General features: G+C 47.4%; 21 protein-coding genes and 3 tRNA genes. 22 read left to right on the top strand and 2 right to left on the bottom strand.

Annotated features, from left to right (window positions below; genetic code table 11):
* Nucleotides 1-281 precede the first annotated feature (281 nt).
* From ACLTOH_RS02255 to ftsZ, 6 genes are all read left to right on the top strand, one after another.
* Nucleotides 282-545, top strand: coding sequence for a hypothetical protein (locus ACLTOH_RS02255; RefSeq protein WP_022312581.1), 264 nt, complete (start codon nt 282-284; stop codon nt 543-545).
* Nucleotides 546-710: 165 nt separating this feature from the next.
* Nucleotides 711-2,078, top strand: a complete 1,368-nt coding sequence (gene murD / locus ACLTOH_RS02250) for a UDP-N-acetylmuramoyl-L-alanine--D-glutamate ligase (protein WP_412223226.1) — start codon at nt 711-713, stop codon at nt 2,076-2,078.
* A 34-nt stretch (nt 2,079-2,112) separates the two neighbouring features.
* Complete coding sequence (locus ACLTOH_RS02245) at nt 2,113-3,285, top strand: FtsW/RodA/SpoVE family cell cycle protein (RefSeq protein WP_118539812.1); 1,173 nt, start codon at nt 2,113-2,115, stop codon at nt 3,283-3,285.
* 84 nt (nt 3,286-3,369) lie between these two features.
* A complete protein-coding gene (gene murA, locus ACLTOH_RS02240) occupies nt 3,370-4,653 on the top strand; it encodes a UDP-N-acetylglucosamine 1-carboxyvinyltransferase (RefSeq protein ID WP_118539814.1) in 1,284 nt (427 codons plus the stop codon).
* A 28-nt stretch (nt 4,654-4,681) separates the two neighbouring features.
* Nucleotides 4,682-5,380 (top strand): cell division protein FtsQ/DivIB, encoded by a 699-nt coding sequence (locus tag ACLTOH_RS02235; protein ID WP_337544821.1) that lies wholly within the window; start codon nt 4,682-4,684, stop codon nt 5,378-5,380.
* A gap of 101 nt (nt 5,381-5,481) precedes the next feature.
* On the top strand, nt 5,482-6,678 hold the full coding sequence (gene ftsZ, locus ACLTOH_RS02230) for a cell division protein FtsZ (RefSeq protein ID WP_117466845.1): 1,197 nt from the start codon (nt 5,482-5,484) through the stop codon (nt 6,676-6,678).
* A gap of 99 nt (nt 6,679-6,777) precedes the next feature.
* Here ftsZ and ACLTOH_RS02225 read toward each other — a convergent pair whose 3' ends face one another.
* Nucleotides 6,778-7,824 carry a lysylphosphatidylglycerol synthase transmembrane domain-containing protein gene (locus ACLTOH_RS02225; protein ID WP_022312103.1) on the bottom strand — a complete coding sequence of 349 codons (1,047 nt, stop codon included), beginning with the start codon at nt 7,822-7,824 and terminating at the stop codon, nt 6,778-6,780.
* Nucleotides 7,825-8,061: 237 nt separating this feature from the next.
* Between ACLTOH_RS02225 and ftsH the strand changes: the two genes are divergently transcribed.
* The 7 genes from ftsH to ACLTOH_RS02190 all read left to right on the top strand — a co-directional run bounded on the left by ftsH (nt 8,062) and on the right by ACLTOH_RS02190 (nt 14,712).
* Nucleotides 8,062-9,885, top strand: coding sequence for an ATP-dependent zinc metalloprotease FtsH (gene ftsH / locus ACLTOH_RS02220; RefSeq protein ID WP_412223225.1), 1,824 nt, complete (start codon nt 8,062-8,064; stop codon nt 9,883-9,885).
* A gap of 201 nt (nt 9,886-10,086) precedes the next feature.
* Nucleotides 10,087-12,360: an extracellular solute-binding protein gene (locus tag ACLTOH_RS02215; protein ID WP_412223224.1), complete on the top strand. Its 2,274-nt coding sequence runs from the start codon at nt 10,087-10,089 to the stop codon at nt 12,358-12,360.
* 139 nt (nt 12,361-12,499) lie between these two features.
* Nucleotides 12,500-12,715 (top strand): type II toxin-antitoxin system Phd/YefM family antitoxin, encoded by a 216-nt coding sequence (locus ACLTOH_RS02210; protein WP_022312100.1) that lies wholly within the window; start codon nt 12,500-12,502, stop codon nt 12,713-12,715.
* The gene (locus tag ACLTOH_RS02205; RefSeq protein ID WP_118504736.1) at nt 12,712-13,143 is read left to right on the top strand and encodes a PIN domain-containing protein; all 432 of its coding nucleotides are present in this window, start codon (nt 12,712-12,714) and stop codon (nt 13,141-13,143) included. Before ACLTOH_RS02210 ends, ACLTOH_RS02205 begins: the two co-directional genes overlap by 4 nt.
* Before the next feature lie 199 nt (nt 13,144-13,342).
* Nucleotides 13,343-13,798: a YaiI/YqxD family protein gene (locus ACLTOH_RS02200; RefSeq protein WP_022312098.1), complete on the top strand. Its 456-nt coding sequence runs from the start codon at nt 13,343-13,345 to the stop codon at nt 13,796-13,798.
* On the top strand, nt 13,795-14,013 hold the full coding sequence (locus ACLTOH_RS02195) for an aspartate dehydrogenase (protein WP_412223223.1): 219 nt from the start codon (nt 13,795-13,797) through the stop codon (nt 14,011-14,013). Before ACLTOH_RS02200 ends, ACLTOH_RS02195 begins: the two co-directional genes overlap by 4 nt.
* A 24-nt stretch (nt 14,014-14,037) precedes the next feature.
* A complete protein-coding gene (locus ACLTOH_RS02190; RefSeq protein ID WP_337544829.1) occupies nt 14,038-14,712 on the top strand; it encodes a hypothetical protein in 675 nt (224 codons plus the stop codon).
* A gap of 156 nt (nt 14,713-14,868) precedes the next feature.
* On the opposite strand, the gene ACLTOH_RS02185 is transcribed toward ACLTOH_RS02190, so the two are convergent.
* Nucleotides 14,869-14,952, bottom strand: a tRNA-Leu gene (locus tag ACLTOH_RS02185).
* 245 nt (nt 14,953-15,197) lie between these two features.
* Between ACLTOH_RS02185 and ACLTOH_RS02180 the strand changes: the two genes are divergently transcribed.
* From ACLTOH_RS02180 to ACLTOH_RS02140, 9 genes are all read left to right on the top strand, one after another.
* A complete protein-coding gene (locus tag ACLTOH_RS02180) occupies nt 15,198-15,587 on the top strand; it encodes a C-GCAxxG-C-C family protein (RefSeq protein ID WP_412223222.1) in 390 nt (129 codons plus the stop codon).
* Between the two features lie 32 nt (nt 15,588-15,619).
* Nucleotides 15,620-15,772, top strand: a complete 153-nt coding sequence (locus tag ACLTOH_RS02175) for a hypothetical protein (protein WP_337537157.1) — start codon at nt 15,620-15,622, stop codon at nt 15,770-15,772.
* A gap of 20 nt (nt 15,773-15,792) precedes the next feature.
* Nucleotides 15,793-16,365: a TetR/AcrR family transcriptional regulator C-terminal domain-containing protein gene (locus ACLTOH_RS02170; protein ID WP_412195487.1), complete on the top strand. Its 573-nt coding sequence runs from the start codon at nt 15,793-15,795 to the stop codon at nt 16,363-16,365.
* Between the two features lie 172 nt (nt 16,366-16,537).
* Entirely contained in the window at nt 16,538-17,683 is a 1,146-nt protein-coding gene (fucO, locus tag ACLTOH_RS02165; protein WP_412223221.1) for a lactaldehyde reductase, read from the top strand.
* A gap of 288 nt (nt 17,684-17,971) precedes the next feature.
* Nucleotides 17,972-19,786, top strand: a complete 1,815-nt coding sequence (locus ACLTOH_RS02160) for a bifunctional homocysteine S-methyltransferase/methylenetetrahydrofolate reductase (protein ID WP_337535746.1) — start codon at nt 17,972-17,974, stop codon at nt 19,784-19,786.
* A gap of 127 nt (nt 19,787-19,913) precedes the next feature.
* Nucleotides 19,914-20,684, top strand: coding sequence for a flagellar filament capping protein FliD (gene fliD, locus ACLTOH_RS02155; RefSeq protein WP_337535744.1), 771 nt, complete (start codon nt 19,914-19,916; stop codon nt 20,682-20,684).
* A 259-nt stretch (nt 20,685-20,943) separates the two neighbouring features.
* Nucleotides 20,944-21,027, top strand: a tRNA-Leu gene (locus ACLTOH_RS02150).
* A gap of 79 nt (nt 21,028-21,106) precedes the next feature.
* Nucleotides 21,107-21,190, top strand: a tRNA-Leu gene (locus tag ACLTOH_RS02145).
* A gap of 80 nt (nt 21,191-21,270) precedes the next feature.
* Nucleotides 21,271-22,587 (top strand): alcohol acetyltransferase, encoded by a 1,317-nt coding sequence (locus tag ACLTOH_RS02140; protein ID WP_412223220.1) that lies wholly within the window; start codon nt 21,271-21,273, stop codon nt 22,585-22,587.
* Nucleotides 22,588-22,599: the final 12 nt, after the last annotated feature.

Below are 22,599 nucleotides of genomic sequence, written 5' to 3'. Positions count from 1 at the left end.
AGCGGACACGATGTCCGCGTCAGCCGATTGTCGACATGGATGTCGACTGTAGGCGGCCCCGTCATGACGAGAACTACTCATCACTTTTCGTAGAAAATTCACATCCGGAGACCTTACATCGAGACATGTGTATCGCATGCTCCGGGAGTTCGTGGATTTTGCCAATGTATTTAACTAACTCTCAATTTACATCTATATCGAATTGCTAATTGACGTAATCTTATATCCATATTATTATGAAAATAAATAAGACATTTTTGTAAGAATTTGGAGGTAATAGCATGCGAGAGTATGATGATGCGGTACTGGAATGCTTCCTGGACAAACAGCTCCAGCTTTTTCCGGAAGCTGTAGCAGAGACACTGGATGAGGCAGAAGATTTTCTGGAAGAGTGCATGGCAGTCGTGGTAGATTCCGTGGAGGATGTCATTGAGTATTTTGATGAGGCCGGCATGGATGTGGACGGCGCTGTGGATGATGAGATTCTGGAGGCAGATGAAGTATTCGATATCGGAGACGGCAGATATCTGATCGTAGAAGCGTAGAACCGAAGATTATTGTACACAGAAACTGGAATGAACCGGAGCTCTCCGACATATATATGTTGGAGGGCTTCTTTGCGTAAGTCTCCTGTAAAAATCTCTTCCCCATTTGTAGGGAATGCGTTATAATGAACTAATGGACTTTTACAGAAAGGTATGGTAAGGAAAATGTTAGAAGGACAAAAATGTCTGGTCATCGGCTCCGGCATCAGCGGGATCGGTGCAGTGGCTTTATTGGAAAAATACCATGCAGACGTGGTTCTGTATGACAGCAGTGATAAATTGACAAAGGAAGATCTGGAGGCGAAGCTTCCCGGGGAAAGCAAGGCAGTCTGTATCGCCGGAGAACTGCCGGAGGAGGTAGAACTGAGCATTCAGGCAGCCGTTTTAAGCCCCGGAGTACCTACGGATATTCCTCTGGTGAACCGTATGAGGGACCGCGGGGTACAGATCCTGGGAGAGATCGAACTGGGATTCCTTGCAGAGCAAGGCAGAGTGATCGCCATTACCGGCACTAACGGCAAGACTACCACCACCACATTGACCGGTGAGATCATGAAAGCTCATTTCGGTGCGGAGAAGACCTTTGTAGTGGGTAATATTGGCAACCCTTATACACTGGAAGTAACGAAGACGTCAAAGGATAGTGTCACCGTGGGAGAGATCAGTTCTTTCCAGCTGGAGACCATACATACATTCCATCCGGTAGTATCAGCCATCCTGAATATTACACCGGATCACCTGAACAGACATCATACCATGGAGGCCTATGTGGCAGCCAAGGAAGCAGTGGCTTCCCACCAGACAAAAAATGATATCTGTGTATTGAATTATGACAATGATTATACCAGAGATTTCGCAGGAAGATGTCCTGCGACTCCGGTACTGTTCTCCTCCCATCACGAGTTGGAAAACGGTTACTTCCTGCGGGGAGACAAGATTATCAAGAGTGTGAACGGCGAAGAGACCGAACTGATGGATATTCACAAGGATATGAATCTGGTAGGCCTGTGCAATGTGGAAAATGTCATGGTAGCCATAGCCATTGCAGAAGGTATGCAGGTGCCCATGGAGACGATCCTTACTGTGATCCGCGGTTTCCATGCGGTGGAGCACCGGATCGAATTCGTGGCTACCAAGGGCGGTGTGGACTATTACAACGATTCCAAGGGAACCAATCCCGATGCGGCGATCCAGGGCATCAAAGCCATGAGCAAGCCTACCGTGCTGATCGGCGGAGGCTATGACAAGCAGAGCGAGTACGATGAGTGGATCGACAGCTTTGATGGCAAGGTAAAGTGCCTTGTCCTCATCGGCCAGACCAGAGAGAAGATTGCCGAGTGTGCCAGAAAGCATGGCTTTGATAAGATCCGTTTCGCAGATACCTATGAGGAATGCCTGAAGCTGTGTACCGAACTGGCCCAGCCGGGAGAAGCGGTACTGTTGTCTCCGGCCTGTGCAAGCTGGGGCATGTTCCCGAACTATGAAGTCAGAGGACAGCTTTTCAAGGAATATGTACACGGACTGGCGGAATAAGAAATCATAACAGAAGTAAGGAGTAAAAGCAGGCATGGCGGAAACGCGGGGAAGAAGACGTAAAAAGAAACAACAATCCGAATACTTTTTTGACTACAGCCTGCTTTTTATTGTGCTGTTTTTACTGGGATTCGGACTGATCATGATCTATTCGGCCAGCTCCTATGAGGCTTATGATTCCTATGGAGATGCCGCCTATTATATGAAGAAACAGCTGATCGCCAATATCATCGGTCTGGTCTTCATGATGGTCATTGCCAATATCCCGTATACCTTCTGGGAACGGTTTGCCACCCTGGGATATGTGGTGTCCATGATCCTGATCTTCCTGGTAAAGACCCCCCTGGGTATCACTTCCCACGGCGCTACCAGATGGATCGGTATCCCACATACGGGCTTCAACCTGCAGCCTGCGGAAGTAGCGAAATTGTGTATGATCCTGTTCCTGGCAAGTCTGGTATGCAAGATGGGAAAAAGCGTCCGTACCATGAAAGGCTTCTTTACCATGATGGCGGCACCCCTGCCGATCGCAGCATCGGTGTACCTCATTACGGATAATTTGAGTTCCGCCATTATTATTATGGGTATTGCGGTGCTGATGGTATTCGTGGCAAGCCCGGATTACAAGAAATTCATCATCATGGGAGGCAGCGTACTGGCGGCGGCTGGACTTTTGGTAGTCGCAGTCGTACAGTTGGGAGATAAGATCGGTGGCAAGTTCCGTCTGGCAAGAATCCAGGCGTGGCTGAACCCGGAAAGTCAGGCACAGGATAAAGGCTTCCAGACCCTGCAGGCACTGTATGCCATCGGAAGCGGTGGCATCTGGGGCAAGGGACTGGGGCAGAGTATGCAGAAGTTAAGCTTCCTGCCCGAGGCACAGAACGACATGATCTTCTCCATTATCTGCGAGGAACTGGGATTGTTCGGAGCGGTTGCCATTATTCTCATGTTCATTATGCTGTTGTGGCGGATGATGGTCATTGCCAATAATGCACCGGACCTGTTCGGCGCCATGCTGGTGGTGGGCGTTATGGGACATATCGCAATCCAGGCGATCTTAAACATTGCCGTAGTTACCAACTCCATTCCCAACACCGGAATTTCCCTGCCGTTTATCAGTTACGGAGGTTCTTCGGCATTGTTTTTGCTGTCGGAGATCGGACTGGTATTGAGTGTGGCGCGCAGGATCCAGTTAAAAGAGCTGTAGAAAAATACATATTCAGAAGACATGGTACGAAACAGTGCTTTCCTACATAAGATAAGATTATCATAAAAACGGGGATGGTGCTGTATGAAAGGAATCCGCATGCAGGGAGGCATTCCGCTGCAGGGGAAGGTACGCATACAGGGATCAAAGAATGCGGTACTTCCGATCCTGGCGGCAACGCTTCTTACCAATGAAGTATCCTATATTCAGAACTGCCCACGTATTGCAGATGTACACTGTTTCGTGCATCTGCTTCGGGAACTGGGATGTCTGGTGCACTGGCAGGAAAAAGGGATCCGGGTACAGCCGGGAGAAAATGAAGAACTTCCCTGCGAGAGAGCGGAGGCCAGACGGATGCAGGGGGAAGCTATCACCGGAATGCGTTCATCTCTGTGCCTGTTGGGAGCATTGCTGGGAAGATGTGGTTATGTGACCATGGAGCATCCGGGTGGGTGCATCATCGGAGAACGGCCGATCGATCTGCACATCAGGGCACTACAGCAGATGGGCGTCGAATTCCGGGAGGAAGAAGGGCTTCTGTCTGCACAGGTGAAGGATGGGAAAATGCACGGGGCAGAGATCACACTGGAGTTTCCCAGTGTGGGAGCTACGGAGAATATTTTGCTGGCTGCGGTGAAGGCGGACGGAGACACCAGGATACTGGGGGCCGCCAGAGAACCGGAAGTGACGGCATTGTGCGAATTTCTGACGGCATGTGGTGCACAGATCGAAGGAATCGGAGAAACGGAACTATTGGTTCATGGTGACAGACCGCTTCATGGTACACAGTTCACGGTTCCGGCAGACCGGATCGTAGCCGGGACGTATCTGTTCGCCTGTATCGGCTGCGGAGGCAGTACACTTTTGACAGAGGCTCCCTGGGAGCAGATGGAAGCGGTGACCTTTGTGGCGGAAAAAATGGGTGCACAGTGTATTGCCTCGGAGGAAGGCCTGTTCGTACAGTGTTCCAAAAGGCCGCAGGCCATACCACATTTGCGGACTGGGCCATACCCGGAGTTCCCCACGGATCTGCAGTCGGTGGCAATGGCGGTGCTGACGAGAGCGGAAGGATGCAGCTGCATTGAAGAGAATATTTTCGAGAATCGTTTTCGTATTGCGGAACCGCTAAAGGGCATGGGAGCAGAGATTGTTCTGAAGGACGGAAGACATGCCGTGATCACCGGAGTGGAGCATTTACGGGGAAGCCGGATGGAAGCATGTGAACTTCGCGGCGGTGCGGCACTGGTTCTGGCGGGGCTTGCGGCAGAAGGCGAGAGTTTCGTGACAGGACAGCACTTTATAGAACGCGGATATGAAAATATCTGCAGAGACTTGAGAGAATTAGGAGCACGGATCATCAGTGTATAGAGACCGAAGCAAAATTATCAGAAGAATAGTGATCATAGGCATCCTGCTGCTGGCACTGGGCGGTGGTGCGGTGGCATTGCACTCCGTGTATACGGTACGTACCGTGTATGTGGAGGGCAATGTGCATTATACCGAGGACGAGATCATGGAGATCGTGATGTCGGGACCTTTGGGAGATAATTCCCTGTATCTGTCTCTGAAATACCGGGACAGAGGGATTCAGGACATTCCCTTTGTGGATGTGATGAATGTATCGATTCTGGCACCCGACACGATCAAGATCACTGTATATGAAAAAGCACTGGCGGGATATGTGAAATATCTGGATACTTATATGTATTTTGATAAAGACGGCTATGTGGTGGAAAGTTCCGGGATCCGCACCCAGGGAATACCGCAGATCACGGGGCTTTCCTTCAACCATGTGGTGCTGGGAGAGCAACTGCCGGTGGAGGATCCGCAGGTGTTTTCCAGGATCATGGATCTGACAAAGCTTTTGAACAAATATTCACTGGCTGCGGACAAGATCTATTTGCATTCTTCCGGTGACATTACGATCTACTTCGGACAGATCAAGGTGTCCATGGGCAGTGACAACAGCCATATAGAGGACAAGCTGCAGTTGTTGCCGGACTTCCTGGAGAAGTTACAGGGTAAAAGCGGAACCCTGCAAATGGAAAACTACGAGGAAGGAAAGGGTAAATTTACATTCAAACCGGACGCGTGAAACATTTGTGAAACATTTTGAAAAAATAGGTTGCTAAATTTGTAAAATGATTATATGATAGTCTATGTGAAGTTGAAAAGGGTTAAAAGGAGGAACTAACCTTGCTGGAGATTAAGACGAATGACGCGGATGTAGCTGCCAAGATCATCGTAGTCGGTGTAGGTGGCGCGGGTAACAACGCTGTAAATAGAATGATAGATGAGAAGATTGACGGAGTGGATTTTATCGGGGTGAATACCGATAAGCAGGCATTGCAGCTCTGCAAAGCTCCGAAACTGTTACAGATCGGTGAGAAGCTGACCAAGGGTCTTGGTGCGGGAGCCAAGCCTGAGATCGGTGAGAAAGCAGCCGAGGAGAGTGCAGAAGAGATTTCCGCAGCTCTGAAGGGTGCAGACATGGTATTCGTCACCTGTGGTATGGGCGGAGGTACCGGAACCGGAGCTGCTCCGGTAGTGGCCAAGCTTGCAAAGGATATGGGCATCTTAACCGTTGGTGTGGTAACGAAGCCTTTCCGTTTTGAAGCAAAAGCCCGTATGGTCAATGCATTAAACGGTATCGAGCGTATCAAGGAACACGTGGATACCCTGATCGTAATCCCCAATGATAAGCTTCTGGAGATCGTGGACAGACGTACCACCATGCCGGAAGCACTGAAGAAGGCGGATGAAGTACTGCAGCAGGCAGTACAGGGAATCACTGACCTGATCAATGTTCCCGCAGTTATCAATCTGGATTTCGCAGATGTACAGACGGTTATGAAGGACAAGGGTATTGCTCACATCGGTATCGGTGAAGGCAAGGGCGATGACAAGGCTATGGAAGCTGTCAAGATGGCAGTGGAGAGCCCTCTGTTAGAGACTACGATTTCCGGTGCTACCCATGTTATCATCAATATTTCCGGTGACATTACCCTGGCAGATGCTTCCGATGCGGCAAGCTATGTTCAGGAGCTGGCAGGAGACGATGTAAATATTATCTTCGGTGCCATGTATGATGAGTCCAAGTCCGACAGTTGCACCATTACGGTTATTGCTACCGGTCTGGAAGACAAGGCCAACAACGGTGTACAGAATCGTCTGGGAGGAGGCGCTGCATTCAGACAGCCTGCTTCCCATATGACTCCCAGTTCTCTGAAGGGAATGAATATACAGTCTACCGCTCCTACGACATCCCAGGGACAGGGAGGACAGGCTCCGAGACCCATACAGCCGGTGCCCGGTATTCATAAGCCTACAGATATCAGAAGCTCTGTAGAAGAGAAATCTCTGAAGATTCCTGATTTCTTACAGAGAAAGTAATACTTAGCATTTGTTTTTATAATAACGGAACATAATAAGAGCCACGACACAGAATACTGTGTAGTGGCTTGTTTTGTGTGGAGATTTTAGGAAAGCATATTAGTCTGCCGTTCTCTTTTTCCTGTGCAGAGAAATAATCCTCTCCCCCAGTACAAAGAACGCACCGATCGCACAAGGTAACAGCATGGTGGCGAAACGGTAGAGAAGCACGGCAGACAGGGCTTTGGCCTCCGGCAGGAGACGCCGGAACAGCAATGTAAAGACAGCTTCTACGGATCCGATCCCCGCCGGGGTGGGGATGACACCCGCCAGCGACTGGCTGAGAGAGGTCAGAGCAAAACATTGCAGGAAAGAAAAAGGCAGATCGCCGTATTCTCCCCCAAGAGAATTGCAGAACACGATCCAGGGGATGATATACCAGATAGTGAACTTTAATACATTACACAGGAACAGGTGAAGCAGCAATATTGGATCCTGTAACAGAGACCGGCTTTCCGCCTGTAGCAGGGCAAGCTTATGCCCGGCACCGGTGAGTTTTTCCTCCCAGGAGGGATGCTTTGCACGGAACCGGTTGGCCAGCAGATTACAGGCAGTCTGCATCCAGGGTACGGTAGCGACAGCTAACAGAACTCCTGCGATCACACAGACTCCTGCAAATCCCAGCAGGATATAACATTGATAATCGGCAAATGAAGCATGAATAAATCCATAGGTTGCCAAAAACAATAGCAGACTATAGACTGCCATAGAGACCTTGTGGACAATATATTGGAAAAAGTACATGCCGGTGGCATTGGGAACCGGGATACCGGCTTTGTTCAGGTAATAGATTCCTGCGATGCCGGAACCGCTGCCCAGAGTGGCTGTCTTATAGAAAGAGCAGTAGAAAGCATTACAGAATCCCTTCAGGCGGGGATATTCCGGGTGCGTTTTATGCACGATCAGCCAGGTGATGTGCCCTTCAAAGATATGGTAGAGGATCACGGTCAGGAACAGGGACATGACCACTTGCGGGGAGACATTGGCAAGCTCCGTCAGCATATCTCCCATGGAATCCCGGAAGCTGTAATACAGGATACCTAATAACAGACAGACAAACAGAAGCTTTCCTGCGAATTTTAATCTCTTTTTGGTAGTATCCGACACAGACGTTTCCTCCTTTTTGAACCTTTTGGCAAGTAAAAATCTATTTTGATTGTCTCTCTTTTGCCTGAAAATGGAAAGAAACAGATTTTGAAAAACGTAGTCTTTTCACCGCATAAGTTTATCTTTTTTTTAGAATAAGGTAAGAGAATATCCATTGATTGTCTGATGAAAAGTGGCTATGATTGATTTATTACAACAGATTTGGACAATAATACAGGAATGAGAAAGGGAAAATGTATGCAGGAAGTCAAACAACCAAACAAAAAACCGTTCATATTCTATTATATGATTGCATTGATCGTGATTATCCTGATCAACAGTCTTCTGGTACCTCAGATCGTACAGAGGGCAGTGAAGGAAGTGGATTACAACACTTTTATGCAGATGACTTATGATAAACAGATCGATGAGGTACAGGTCCAGGACAATCAGATTGTATTCACGGCAAAAGATGACAAGACCATCTACAAGACCGGTCTGATGGATGATCCGGACAGAACGCAGAGACTGTATGACAGCGGGGCAAAATTCTCCAGTGAGATCGTGGAGGAAGCATCGCCGGTTTTAAGCTTCCTGATCAGCTGGCTGCTGCCTTTGATCATCATTATTGGCTTCGGACAATTGATGTACCGTCAGATGGCGAAAAAGGCCGGCGGCGACTCCATGATGTTCGGCATGGGAGGCATGGGCAAGAGCAATGCGAAGGTCTATGTGAAGTCTTCCAACGGTATCAAGTTCACCGATGTGGCAGGAGAGGACGAGGCGAAAGAAAATCTGACAGAGATCGTGGAATACCTGCATGACCCCGACAAATACAAAGAGATCGGTGCTTCCATGCCGAAGGGTATCCTCTTAGTAGGCCCTCCCGGAACCGGTAAGACGATGTTAGCCAAGGCAGTAGCCGGAGAAGCCAATGTTCCCTTTTTCTCCATGTCAGGTTCGGAATTCGTGGAGATGTTCGTAGGTATGGGTGCCTCCAAGGTCAGAGATCTGTTCAAACAGGCGAAGGAAAAGGCTCCCTGTATCGTATTTATCGATGAGATTGATGCCATCGGTAAAAAGCGTGACGGACAGGTGGGCGGAAACGATGAGAGAGAACAGACATTGAACCAGCTGTTGACCGAGATGGATGGATTCGAAGGCAACAACGGTGTTATCATCCTGGCGGCCACCAACCGTCCGGAGAGTCTGGATCCTGCACTGTTACGTCCCGGACGTTTTGACAGACGTGTGCCGGTAGAGCTTCCCGACCTGAAAGGAAGAGAAGAAATCCTGAAAGTGCATGCCCGTAAGATCAAAGTCGCAGATAATGTAGATTTTAATAAAATCGCCCGTATGGCTTCCGGAGCCTCCGGTGCAGAGCTTGCCAATATCGTCAATGAGGCAGCTCTTCGGGCAGTCAGAGATGGACGTAAGTTCGCAACCCAGGCAGACTTAGAAGAGAGTATTGAAGTAGTCATTGCCGGTTATCAGAAAAAGAATGCCATCCTTACAGATAAGGAAAAGCGGATCGTGGCATACCATGAGATCGGACACGCACTGGTGGCAGCGAAGCAGACTAATTCCGCACCGGTGCAGAAGATCACCATTGTGCCCCGTACCTCCGGTGCACTGGGTTATACCATGCAGGTGGAAGAGGAAGGCAATCATTATCTGATGAGCAAGGAAGAGATGGAGAACAAGATCGCTACATTGACCGGTGGACGTGCCGCGGAAGAGATTGCTTTCGGTTCTGTGACCACAGGAGCTTCCAACGATATCGAACAGGCTACCAAGCTTGCCAGAGGCATGATCACCCGCTACGGTATGAGCAAGGATTTTGACATGGTAGCCATGGAGACCGTGACGAACCAGTATCTGGGTGGAGATTCCTCCCTGACCTGTTCCATGGAGACCCAGACTGCCATCGATAAGGAAGTGGTGGAACTGGTGAAGAAGCAGCATGAGAAGGCAGGGCAGATCCTGCTGGAAAACCGTGCTAAACTGGATGAACTATCTCAGTATTTATATGAAAAAGAGACCATTACCGGAGAAGAATTTATGAAGATATTGAATTCCTAAATGGTTCCCGGAGAAGACGGAATCGGCGTTTGTGCCGGTTCCGTTTTTGTGTGAGCAAATTAAACAAATCTTAAAGAGGTGCTAATGGCATCTTAAACCATGCCTACTGTTATCTTAAAAAAGAAACCACTATACTTTTCCTGTAAGAAAAAGCTGTGGAATGGCAAATTTACAGATTACGGGAAGGGACTGGATATTAAGATGCGAAACAGAAACTACTTTAACAACAATAACATGCAAAAAGGAATCGCACTGGCAACCTGTATGGCGATCGTCATGGGACTGTTCACCGGGTGCGGGAAGAAGAACGATCTGCAGATTGCAGCGTCACCTGATGAAGTGCAGAAAGGGCGATATGTAGAGACGGAACTCTCACTTCCGGAGGAATGGAAGGACAAAAATATCAGCCAGATCTTCCGTTCGGGTGATGAATTACATTTTCTCGTGGCAGGAGGATCGGAAGGTCAGGTCTCTTTAGAGGAATGGATGCTGGGCGAAGGGGATACTCTGACGGAAGTGACGAAGGACTGGCTGAAGGCGCTTCCCGAGGGAAAGGGTCTGGAGAGCAGTGACAGTTTTACACTGTTGCAGGATGCGGAGGGGAATCAGTACCTGTACGGCAACTGTTACCGGGATGAGGAGAGCTCTTCCGCACATCTGTGGAAGGAAGCGGGCGGCAGTGCGTTGGATATTACACCACAGAAGTGGCTGGAGCCTATGGATATGGATGGCTATCGGTTCTATGATACGCCGCAGTATGTGACACTGACAGAGGATGAATTGTTAGTGGGACTGTCTTATTTTTCCCTGGATGTTGTATTGGCACAGGACGGAAGCCTGGTGAGCAGCCAGGAGAGCGACAGCCTGACAGACAGTGGCAGTCTGTCGGATAATAAGTGGGTCAGTGCTGTGGGAGATACGTTGTATCTGGCACAGGCAGATGAACAGGGCTCTGTGAACGGATTGTTACAGATGCAGCTGGATGGAAATAACGGGGCAAAAGCTAAGGGAGTGATTCCCTTTTCCCAGGACAGCTATAGCTCTGCTTATTTCAGTGTGCTGGAAGACGGCACAGTCTATGCGGCGGATGCAGACGGATTCTTCCACTGTGATGCTGGAGATGCTAACTGGCAGAAGCTATTAGAAGGAATCGATACCAGCTTTTCCATGTCGGATCAGTGGTGCCGGGATATTGTGGCACTGTCGGACGGCAGTGTATACGCGTGGTTTGGAAGTGAGAGCGGGGATAAAATAATGATTTACCGCTACGATCCCGATGCGGTGACAGAGGTGACCGAAGAACTGACGCTGTATACCGTAGAGGAGAGCTTCTTTTTACAGCAGGCTGCGGTGCAGTATCATAAGCAGCATCCGGAGATACTGATCCATGTGGATGCGGCAATCTCCATGACGGATAAATACAGCGGAAATGCGGATTATCAGCAGATCTATCAGGATCTGAACACTTCCCTGACCTCCGGCAACGGACCGGATCTCATGGTGATGGATCATCTGAAACTGGACACGTATGCCTCTAAGGGCTTGCTGTTGGATCTGCAGGAGATATTGCAGCCCATGGAAGAGGACGGAACCCTGCTTTCCAACATTACAACAGTGTATCAAGAGGCGGATGGAAGACGGTATGCGGTGCCGCTGCAATTCGGATTATTGTTAGCTGTCGGCAGGGATGTGCAGCCGGAGGAAATGAGCAGCATGGATGCTATTGCAAAGGCGGTATCCGGGAAGACGGAGAGTTATATGGGGGACCGCACCTGCGGCGAACTGGTGGAAGAGTTCTATCCGTTGATCGTGGATGATATTTTACAGAACCGTCAGGTGAATCGTGATACCTTACGTCCCTGGCTGGAAGATTTGAAGAAGATTGCGGATAACTGCGGTATCCTGCCTTCCAGAAAAGAAGGCCGTGCAGCGAATATCTGGGATCTGGGATCTGATGTGAAGCTGGTACTTCAGGAGACTGACGGCTTTAATCAGGCAATGACACCCTATGCTGTGGCAGAACTGTTGAATGCCAATGTGGTATCCGTGGAAAATGCATTTTATCCGAAGATGGTCATTGGAATCAACAGCCGGAGTGAACACGTGGAGATCGCAAAGGATTTCCTGCGGTTTGCTCTGTCCGAAGAATTGCAGAGCGTGGATACCTATGAGGGATTCCCTGTCAATGCAAAAGCGTTGGAGACGCAGGCTGCAGCAGACCGCAGCATGGCGGAAGCCTATACCACCTATGATATCGACGGCAGTACCGCAGAGTTCGCCATCAAAGCCTACTCTGAGGAGACTGCGAACCATCTGATGGAGCTGTGTAGGGCAGCCACCCTGTGCCTCAAGGAAGACACTCAGATCGAGACCTCCCTGACCGAGAGCCTGCAGGCATACCTAAACGGGCAGGCGAGTGTGGAGGAAGCCATGGATGCTGTGGAAGGAAGCCTGAAGATGTATCTGGCGGAGTAGTGCTCCGACCAGCATTCAATAGTCGATTTTCGAACGATTTTATTGATAAAATCGTTCGATTTGTGTATAATATAATTGAAAAGAGAGATTCTCTTTATGAGACGATAAATAGTTATTCTTCAAGAAAGGTGATGATGATATGTCCATTACTGCAACTGAATTAAAAATTAATCTTGGCAAATATCTTATGCTTGCAGAAACAGAGGATATTTATATTACTCGTAACGGAAAAGTTGTTGCAAAATTGTCTAATCCATATCAGGATAGAGTAGATGTTGCTAAATCATTGTTTGGCGTTCTTTCAAATGATATGACTCTGGAAGAAGCACGGGAAGAAAGGTTGAATACGATATGAGAGTTTTAGTTGATACTTGTGTTATCATCGATGCATTACAGTCTCGTGCTCCATTTTCAGAAGTAGCGCAAAAACTCTTTATATATTCTGCAAATAAGCAATTTGAGGGTTATATTACAGCAAAGTCAGTTACAGATATCTATTATCTGACACACCGTTTAACACATAACGACGTAGAAACACGAAAGATTTTGAGCAAGCTTTTTACTTTATTTCATTTGTTGGATACCACTTCTTTAGATTGCCGGAAAGCAATATCTTCTGAAATTGGTGATTATGAAGATGCTATTATGGTGGAAACAGCAATTCGTTCAGAAATGGATTGTATAGTAACCAGAAATGTAAAAGATTATATGAAATCTTCTGTTAAGGTGTGTGAACCTTCTGCATTATTAAAGCTATTAGAGGAAGAAAACGAAACTGAATAAAAACAAGAAGTGAATTGTTCAAAATGGATAATTTTTGATATGGATTGAAAAATAGCCTTATCCTGAACCGACCTCCTATCGTTAGACCTAAAATCTAACGATAGGAGGTCGGTTTTTTTATGGCTAAATATACACTTGTAAACGTCTGATAAAGTTACTATAATTTCAATTACAGAAAAAGGTGATGGAGAACTTACTTATGCAGATTTATGTGGATGCAGATGCCTGTCCGGTGGTGGACATAGTGGAAAAGATTGCAAAGAAATATCAGATTTCGGTGACACTTCTGTGCGATACCAATCATATACTGACTTCCGGTTACAGCGAGGTGGTGGTCGTGGGAGCCGGGGCGGATGCTGTGGATTATAAGCTGATCAGTCTCTGCCGCAGGGGAGACATCGTGGTAACTCAGGACTATGGCGTGGCAGCCATGACGCTGGGCAAGAGTGCCTACGCCATCCACCAGTCCGGTAAATGGTACACGGATGAGAACATCGACCAGATGCTCATGGAACGACATCTGAATAAAAAGGCAAGAAGAGCTTCTCATAAAAATCATTTAAAAGGTCCGAAGAAGCGGACAGAAGAGGATGACGAAAGATTTGCACAATCCTTTGAACGGATGGTAAAAGCAGCACTGGAGGAAGAGAAATGAGACTTTTTCCAAAGAGAACCGAAAAGAAGACTTACGACAGAAGCAATCAAAAACCTGTTATCAAAGCCAGCATCTGCAACGGTGAACAGGTGGCAGGATTTAAGGATATTCGCACGGGAAAATTTGAAGAGGTCATGCTGATCCGCCGGGCGGAAGACCTTGAGACATTTAAGATAATGTATGGGATTGAGGGAGAGATTACAAAAGAATATTGATTTTAACAAAGCGAGGAATAGACTATGAAAAGAAAAATTATTTTAGCGCTGATGACAATATGTATTTTATCTTTTGTTTCCTGCGGAAAACAGGAAGCTACAGCGACAACAGAATCCATCCCCAATGCCGTTGAATCTGCACAAGTAGAACTTACAGAAACAACCACGGAGACAATAGAAAGCACTGAGGTAGTAGAAGATAACACAAGTGAAGCAGAAACGAAAGACGAATCAACAGAGGCAGAAAAGACCACAGAAGTAACCAACATAGAAGAAGCAGAGCCACTTTCAGAAAAAGACCTTGCATTTAGTTTTTTGGGATATGATACATATAATGAATATGTAGAGGCAGGAAATGATGAGGCTGCATACATGCTTGCCGATAATGCAAACATGATAGTATCAGGTGAATTTACAGATGATGGTAATGTAATAGAAAGTACAGTAAGAGGCATCAAACTTGGAGACAGTATAGACAAAGTAATTGAATTATATGGAGATACAAAGCAGCGTTCCGCAGATATTAAAGATGTATTCTCACATGATGGGTTAAAGGACTCCGGAGCATATAATTATTTCTTAAAAATTGATTCAACCAAAGACTACTTTTATGCATTTAGATTTAGAGTAGATCAAAATAATAATATAATTGCAGTTGTAATAGAACCTATTTCAATGAAGTATTGGTCAGAAGATTGAACTTAACTGAAAATGCTGAAGAGCCGACACAGATCCTTGGTAGATTATTCACAGAGAGAAGGCAGCTTGAAAGAGTCTCACCCTAATATCATTATTTTTACAAATGAAAAAAGCTCAGGAACACCCTATCCCTGAGCTTTTTAAAGTAAAAAATAATGCGGAAGATGGGACTTGAACCCACACGGTATTGCTACCACAAGATCCTTAGTCTTGCTCGTCTGCCAATTCCGACACTTCCGCATAGCGACACAAAATAATTACTATCTCGCATCACGCAAGAATGATAATAACATCTTCCCACGGCAATGTCAACATGATTTTGAAATTTGTAGGAATTATTTATACACTTAGAACAGTTTGGGAGAAATGTAAAGATAGAAAATTATGACGATGGCGTCTTAGATTTATTTCTGATATAATACATAACAGAAAATACACTACAGATGATTATTGGAAAAATATAAACAGAAGAAGGAACAACAGTTATGGAATCAAGAGTAGAAAAAGCGGCAGAAAGAAAAATGTGTGGCTACAATTGTGCGCAGGCAGTAGCGTGCACGTATTGTGATCTGGCGGGAATTGATGAAGAGACGGCTAGGAATCTTACCCAGGGCTTTGCGGTAGGAATCGGCGGCAGCATGGAAGCTACCTGCGGAGCTGTCATCGGGGCGGTCAATGTACTGGGACTGATCAATAAAAATCCGCAGAAGACCATGCAAGGGTCCAGAAGGATAATTCAGAGCTTCAAGGAGCAGAACAGAACCGTGATCTGTAAGGAATTAAAAGGTATCAACGATGGCATTGTAAAGAGGGAATGCATCGACTGCGTCAGAGATGCAGCGGCTTTACTGGAAGCAGAATTACCGGAAATGTAATCAGATCATACAACAGACAGGAGGAAAAAAATATGAAGAGAGTATTTCTGGCAACAGTATTATGTGTTGTCAATGCCGTAGGATTATGTGCCTGCCAGGGACAGAATAACGGAGCATCCACACAGAATATGCAGGAGCGGGATTTCGCGGATATGACGGAAGGTTATGCCCGCCGAAACCGGTAGTACCGTAGAGGTGTGACAGCATGAGTACGAAGGAAACTTCAGCGGATAAAACTAAATACCGTCTGGCGGAAGCGGCGAAAAAGTGTATGGCTTCGTCCGGCACCGATGCCATGACAGTGACGCAGATCGTGCAGACCTGCGGCGTGACGAGGCAGACTTTTTACCGGAACTTCCAGGACAAATATGACCTGATCAACTGGTATTTTGATAAGCTCTTACTGGAATCTTTTGCCCAGATGGGAGACGGACTTACTGTATACGAAGGACTGACCAGAAAGTTTGAATTCATTCAAAATGAGAGAGTCTTTTTTGCTGGGGCATTCCGATCGGATGATCATAATTCTCTAAAGGAACATGACTACGAGCTGATCCTGAATTTCTATACACAGCTGATCAGGCGTAAGACCGGCAGACAGCCTGAAGAGAACCTTTTATTTCCCTTGCAGCTTTATTGCAGAGGATCTATTGATATGACTGTGGAATGGATTTTCGCTCCGAGGGAGAGAACGCCGGAGCAGATGGCGGCGCTGTTGGTAAGTGCACTTCCTATGCCGGTGACAGAATTATTTCAGCAGTTGGGTGTATTGCGGTAGTGAAAAAATCACCAAAACTATTTGTGAAAAATTACTAAAATAGATGTACATATTGTGAACTTTCTGTAAAAAGTGACAGTTGCGGCAAACTGTCACTTTCTTTATGCGATGTTTGCAGTTAGAATAAAATCATCAATAAAATTGTTTTTATGTCGAAAGGAGATTATGTATCATGGCAAACAGAATTATGCTCAACCAGACCTCTTATCACGGTGCAGGAGCAATTGCAGAAATCGTAACCGAAGCAAAGGCTCATGCTTTTCAGAAGGCATTCGTATGTTCCGATCCCGACCTGATCAAGTTCGGTGTGACCGGAAAAGTAACCGGACTGCTTGACAAGGAAGGTCTTGCTTATGAAATTTATTCCGATATTAAGGCTAATCCTACTATTGACAATGTGAAAAACGGTGTGGCTGCTTTCAAGGCATCCGGTGCAGATTATATCATCGCCATCGGTGGTGGTTCTTCCATGGATACCTCCAAAGCCATCGGTATCATCATTGCCAACCCTGAATTCGAAGATGTACGCAGCCTGGAAGGCGTAGCACCTACCAAGAAACCCTGTGTACCCATCATCGCAGTACCCACCACAGCCGGTACCGCAGCTGAGGTTACGATCAACTACGTTATCACCGATGTAGAGCGCAAGCGTAAATTCGTCTGTGTAGATCCTCATGACATGCCCATCATCGCTGTGGTAGATCCCGAGATGATGTCTTCTATGCCCAAGGGACTGACCGCTTCTACCGGTATGGATGCTCTGACCCACGCTATCGAAGGTTACACCACCAAGGCGGCATGGGAGATGACCGATATGTTCCACCTGAAGGCAATCGAGATCATTTCCAAGTCCCTGCGCGGCGCTGTAGCCAATACCAAGGAAGGCCGTGAAGGCATGGCTCTGGGCCAGTACATTGCAGGTATGGGCTTCTCCAACGTAGGTCTTGGTATTGCCCATTCCATGGCACATACTCTGGGTGCTGTCTATGATACCCCTCATGGTGTAGCCTGCGCAATGATGCTCCCCATCGTTATGGAGTACAATGCTGACTGCACCGGTGAAAAGTATCGTGAGATCGCTCGTGCTATGGGAGTGGAAGGTGTAGACCAGATGGATCAGGCAACCTATCGTAAGGCTGCTGTAGATGCCGTTCGCAAGCTGTCCGAGGATGTAGGAATTCCTTCCAAGCTGGAAGCACTGAAGGAAGAGGATCTTCCTTTCCTGGCAGAATCCGCTCATGCAGATGCCTGCGCACCCGGCAACCCTAAGGATGCAAGCATCGAGGATCTGACCGCATTGTTCCGCAAGTTAATGTAATCATTAAATTTGCTACTGTTTTTCCGAAAAAGAATATGGTATGCTGTAACTATTCAGAGCCATGCAAATCATGTCAAATGTACGTCAAATGCTTGCATTCGTAAGAACATTTGACATGATTTATATGGCGAAGTAACCATATGAGCAAAAAGTAAGCTCTGAAAGAGCGGTTTTGCAAATGTGGTTCTGAATAGTTACGGAAGCTGATCAACGAGCAGGCTTGCGAGAGCAGACCTGCTCGTTTTTAAAAGAAAACTGGACGAAATCAACAGGACAAAGGAAACAATAATGGGCAATACAAAATACACCAAAGAACAGATCCGTGAAAGAATCCAACAGAAAAAGATTCTGTTTGACGGAGCTTTCGGCACTTATTACGGAGGAAAATACGACACGAGGCAGCTGCCGGAGCTGGCGAATCTGGAGGCTCCGGAGCGGGTAAAGGAGATCCACAGAGAGTATCTGGAAGCAGGAGCACAGATTTTACGAACCAATACCTTTGCTGCTAACAGCTTCTGCATGGATATACCCCGGGAACAGATCGGAGAGACACTGCGCAGTGGGCTTCGACTGGCAAGGGAAGCAGTGGCAGAGTGGAGAGAGACCACCGGAGAGACGAAAGAGATCTACATAGCGGCGGACATTGGCCAGATTCCAGGGGAGGCCATGGCACAGAAAGATGCTTTAAGCAGAGAATATGAAGAAATTTGTAATATTTTTCTGGAAGAGGGAGCGGACTTTTTTGTCTTTGAAACTTTTTCCGAGATGGAAGAGCTCCTGCCTGCGATCAAAATGATCGGGGAACAGGCATTTATTACGGTACAATTCTCTGTAAACCAGTTCGGCTACAGCAATGCAGGATTAAGTGCCAGAAAGCTTTTACAGAAAGCGGGTGAGGCAAAGGAGATCGATGCCGTGGGCTTTAACTGCGGTGTGGGTCCGTCCCATATGCACCGGATCCTGCAGATACTGGAAAAACCGGAAGGAAAACTTCTCACAGCCCTTCCCAATGCTGGGTATCCTCAGATGGTCACCGGCCGTATGCTCTTCACCGGGGATAACAAAGACTATTTTGTGGACAGAATGCAGCAGATGACTGCCCTTGGAGTGGATATGGCAGGCGGCTGCTGCGGTACGACACCGGAATATATCGCGGAGCTTGCCGGAAAGCTGGATCTGACCCAGTACCCACAGGCAAAAAAAGACACAGAACCGGAGAAACAGCAGGCACCGAAGGAAGACCGTTCTTTTTATCATACCAAAGAGGCGGAGGGCAGGAACCGAAAGCTGATCGCCGTGGAACTGGCACCTCCCATGGGAATCGATGACGAAAAACTGATGGATGCGGCACATCTGCTACAGAAGAGCGGAGTGGATGTGCTGACTTTCCCGGATTCTCCTTCGGGACGTACCAGAGCAGATTCCATTCTCATGGCGGAGAAGGTGGCAAGAGAGACCGGTATGTGTGTCATGCCCCATATCTGTTGCCGGGATAAAAATGCCATTGCCATGCGTTCCCAGCTGCTGGGAGCCTATATCAATGGTATTCAGAATTTCCTGGTGATCACGGGAGACCCCATTCCTTCCATGGTGCGGACCACGGTGAAGAGTGTGTTCAACTTTGATTCTGTGGGACTGATGCAGATTCTGGCGGATATGAACGAGGAGCAGTTCACGCAGGCTCCGGCCAGCTACGGCGGAGCCATCAATCAGGGCAGGCGTAATCTTGAGGTGGAGATCGGCAGAGTGAAGAAGAAAATGGCGGCGGGAGCTACCTTTTTTCTGACACAGCCCATTTCCACACAGGAGAGTGCCGACAGAGTGCGTCGGATCAAAGAGGAGACCGGAGCAAGGATTCTCTGCGGGATCATGCCGTTCGTGAGTCTTAAAAATGCCACCTTTATGAAGAACGAGATGGCAGGCATCGACGTGACGGACGAAGTACTGGCAAGATACCGGGCGGACATGACCAGAGAAGAGGGAGAGCAGGCCGGTGTGCAGCTGGCAAAGGAAGTGATCGTCATGACGGAGGATTTTGCGGACGGCTATTATTTCTCCTTTCCCTTCAACCGGGTGACCATGCTGGAAAAAATACTCAATTAATGGGATTTTTTCAAAAAACAGTTAACAAACCTTGGAAAAATCCGAAATAAGTAGTATACTGTAACTGATATAAAAGGACTAATGGCTGAAAGGCCGATTCAAAACAGTTGACACGGAGGTGACTGTGATGAGTATTAATATTCAGGCAAAGACCAATTATTCATTTCTGTTTTCCGGACTGAGTTCCTCTGCATCCAATGCGCTAAGCGGCAACTGGCTGGCAGATTATGCAAGTATTAAGAACGGCAGCTACGGGAAGCTGATGAAAGCTTATTACGGCAAGGAGAACACCGCATCCAAAACCGCAGCTTCCGACATAACGAAGAAAGACACCACGAAGGAGACCGCGAAGAAAGCACTGGCCAAGGTAGAGACCGCCACTGATGCTTTGAAGGAATCCGCAGATACATTACTGGCTACCGGTAAAAATGATCTGTTCGCACAAAAGGATATCACCACCAAGGATGAGAATGGTATAGAGACCACGACCAAGGGCTATGATACCAGTGCCATCTACAATGCGGTGAACAGCTTTGTGAAGAATTACAACAGCGTGATGGCTGCTGTGGATGATGTGAGCGATACCACAGTGAACAACCGCACGGAATCTCTGGGGAATACTACCATTGCCAACAGTAAGCAGCTGGCGAAGATCGGTATCACTATGAAAAATGACGGTACCTTATCCCTGGATAAGGATGCTTTTATGAAAGCGGATATGTCTACGGTAAAGAGCCTGTTTCGGGGAAATGGTTCCTACGGCTACCGTGTATCCGCACAGAGCTCCATGATCAATTTCGCAGCAGACCATGCTTCCACCAGAAGCAGTCTGTACACCGGAACAGCAGGATATATCGGCACTTACAATGCAGGCAATCTGTTCAGTTCCTACATGTAAATGTAAAATAATTGGTAACTATTCAGAGCCATGCAAAACTGTGTTCTGCGAATGCTTGCATTCAGGCAGATAAGCAGTTTTACATGGCGAAGTAACCTCATGAGCAAAAAGGAAGCCTCGTAGAGGCGATTTTGCGAATGGGGTCTGAATAGTTACAAGGCCGAAGAACGCAGAAATCGTAATTATTTTGCATACAGTTTAAATAATTCGAAAAATAGTGTTGACATTTGGAGCCGGTTGTTGTAATATACATTTGTTCGCAGAAATGGCGGAATTGGCAGACGCGCACGGTTCAGGTCCGTGTGGTAGTGATACCATGAGGGTTCAAGTCCCTCTTTCTGCATCACTTTTTCAAGTGACTTAAAGTAATTTGAAAAAAGTGTTGACATTTTTAATTAAATACTGTAAGATATATCTTGTTCGCAGAAATGGCGGAATTGGCAGACGCGCACGGTTCAGGTCCGTGTGGTAGTGATACCATGAGGGTTCAAGTCCCTCTTTCTGCATCACATGGCGGTGACCGAAAGGTTGCCGCCTTTGTCGTTTCTGAAAAATATAATACAAAACCGGGAAAGGGGCGAAAACCGTGGCAATTAATAGAAGAGACAAAACGAAGACAGACAGGGCATCGAAAGTACACAAGGACTGGTACAAACTGGATCTGTCGGCCATCGTATACCCGACCTTACAGAGAAGAGATTTTTCTTCCGTTTATCGTTTGTCCGTTCTTTTAAAGGAGGAGATCGATCCCGAGATGCTGCAGCGGGCCGTGAATCTGACAATGCCTCGTTTTCCGACGTATAAGGCGGCTATCCGCAAGGGTGTCTTCTGGAGATACCTGGAGCCCAATGACCGCCCCGGCCCATTTGTGCAGGAGGACGTGAAAAATCCCTGTCAGCCCATGTATTTCAAGGCCAATAACCGGTATCTGGTAAGAATCTATTATTACCGGAACCGGATCGCCCTGGAGGCCCATCACAGTCTGGGAGACGGTACCGGAGGCATGTGCGTATTGCAGACTCTGACGGCCACTTATCTGCGCCTGAAGGGGCATACGGAGATTGAGAACGGCGGTTTTGTGCTGGATATTTTAGAGACACCGGATCCGGTAGAACTGGAAGATGCCTACATGAAATATGCCAATGCCAAGGTGTGCCCGCCCAGACCGGGGGAGAAGGCTTACCGTGTCCGGGGAACCAAGGAGCCCTTTTATACCCTGAACATCATAGACGGTATTATGTCGGTGGCAGAGGTCATGAAGGTGGCAAAAAGCTATAATGCCACCATTACGGAATATTTCAATGCGGTTCTGCTCTATGCACTGATGCAGAAGCAGGAGAGTGAGTGGCATTTAAAATTACGTCCGGTAAAGATTGCCATGCCGGTGAATCTGCGGCGCTTTTTCCCATCGAAGACTCTGCGGAATTTTATCACCATGATCTATCCGGGGATTGACCCAAGACTGGGAGAATACACTTTTGAAGAGATCGTGACCCAGGTGCACAATTACATGCGGTATTATCTGAATGAAAAGCTGTTGCGGGGCGATATCACCACCAACGCAGAGACCCAGAGGAACCCGTTTATCCGTGTGGTACCGCTGTTTATCAAGGATCTGGTGGTCCGCCAGTTCTATACGAAGATCCAGGACAAAAACTCTTCGGCGGGGCTGACCAACATGGGAGCTTTGAAAGTGCCGGAGACCATGAAGCCCTATATCGAACGTTTTGATATCTATATGGGACAACCGTTCTCTACGAGAACCAACTGTGCCATTGCCAGCTTTGAAGATATTCTTACCATCAATTTTGCCAGCAGTATTGCGGAAACGGATGTGGAACGACTGTTTTTCCGCAAGCTGGTACAGGACGGTATTCATGTGAAGATCGAGAGTAACCGGTAGATCCTCCGGTTA

Source organism: Waltera sp. (assembly GCF_046969025.1).
Classification (GTDB): Bacteria; Bacillota; Clostridia; order Lachnospirales; family Lachnospiraceae; genus Acetatifactor; species Acetatifactor acetigignens.
The sequence above is the reverse complement of the archived record's forward strand: the minus strand, read 5'-3'. Positions and strand labels throughout refer to the sequence as shown.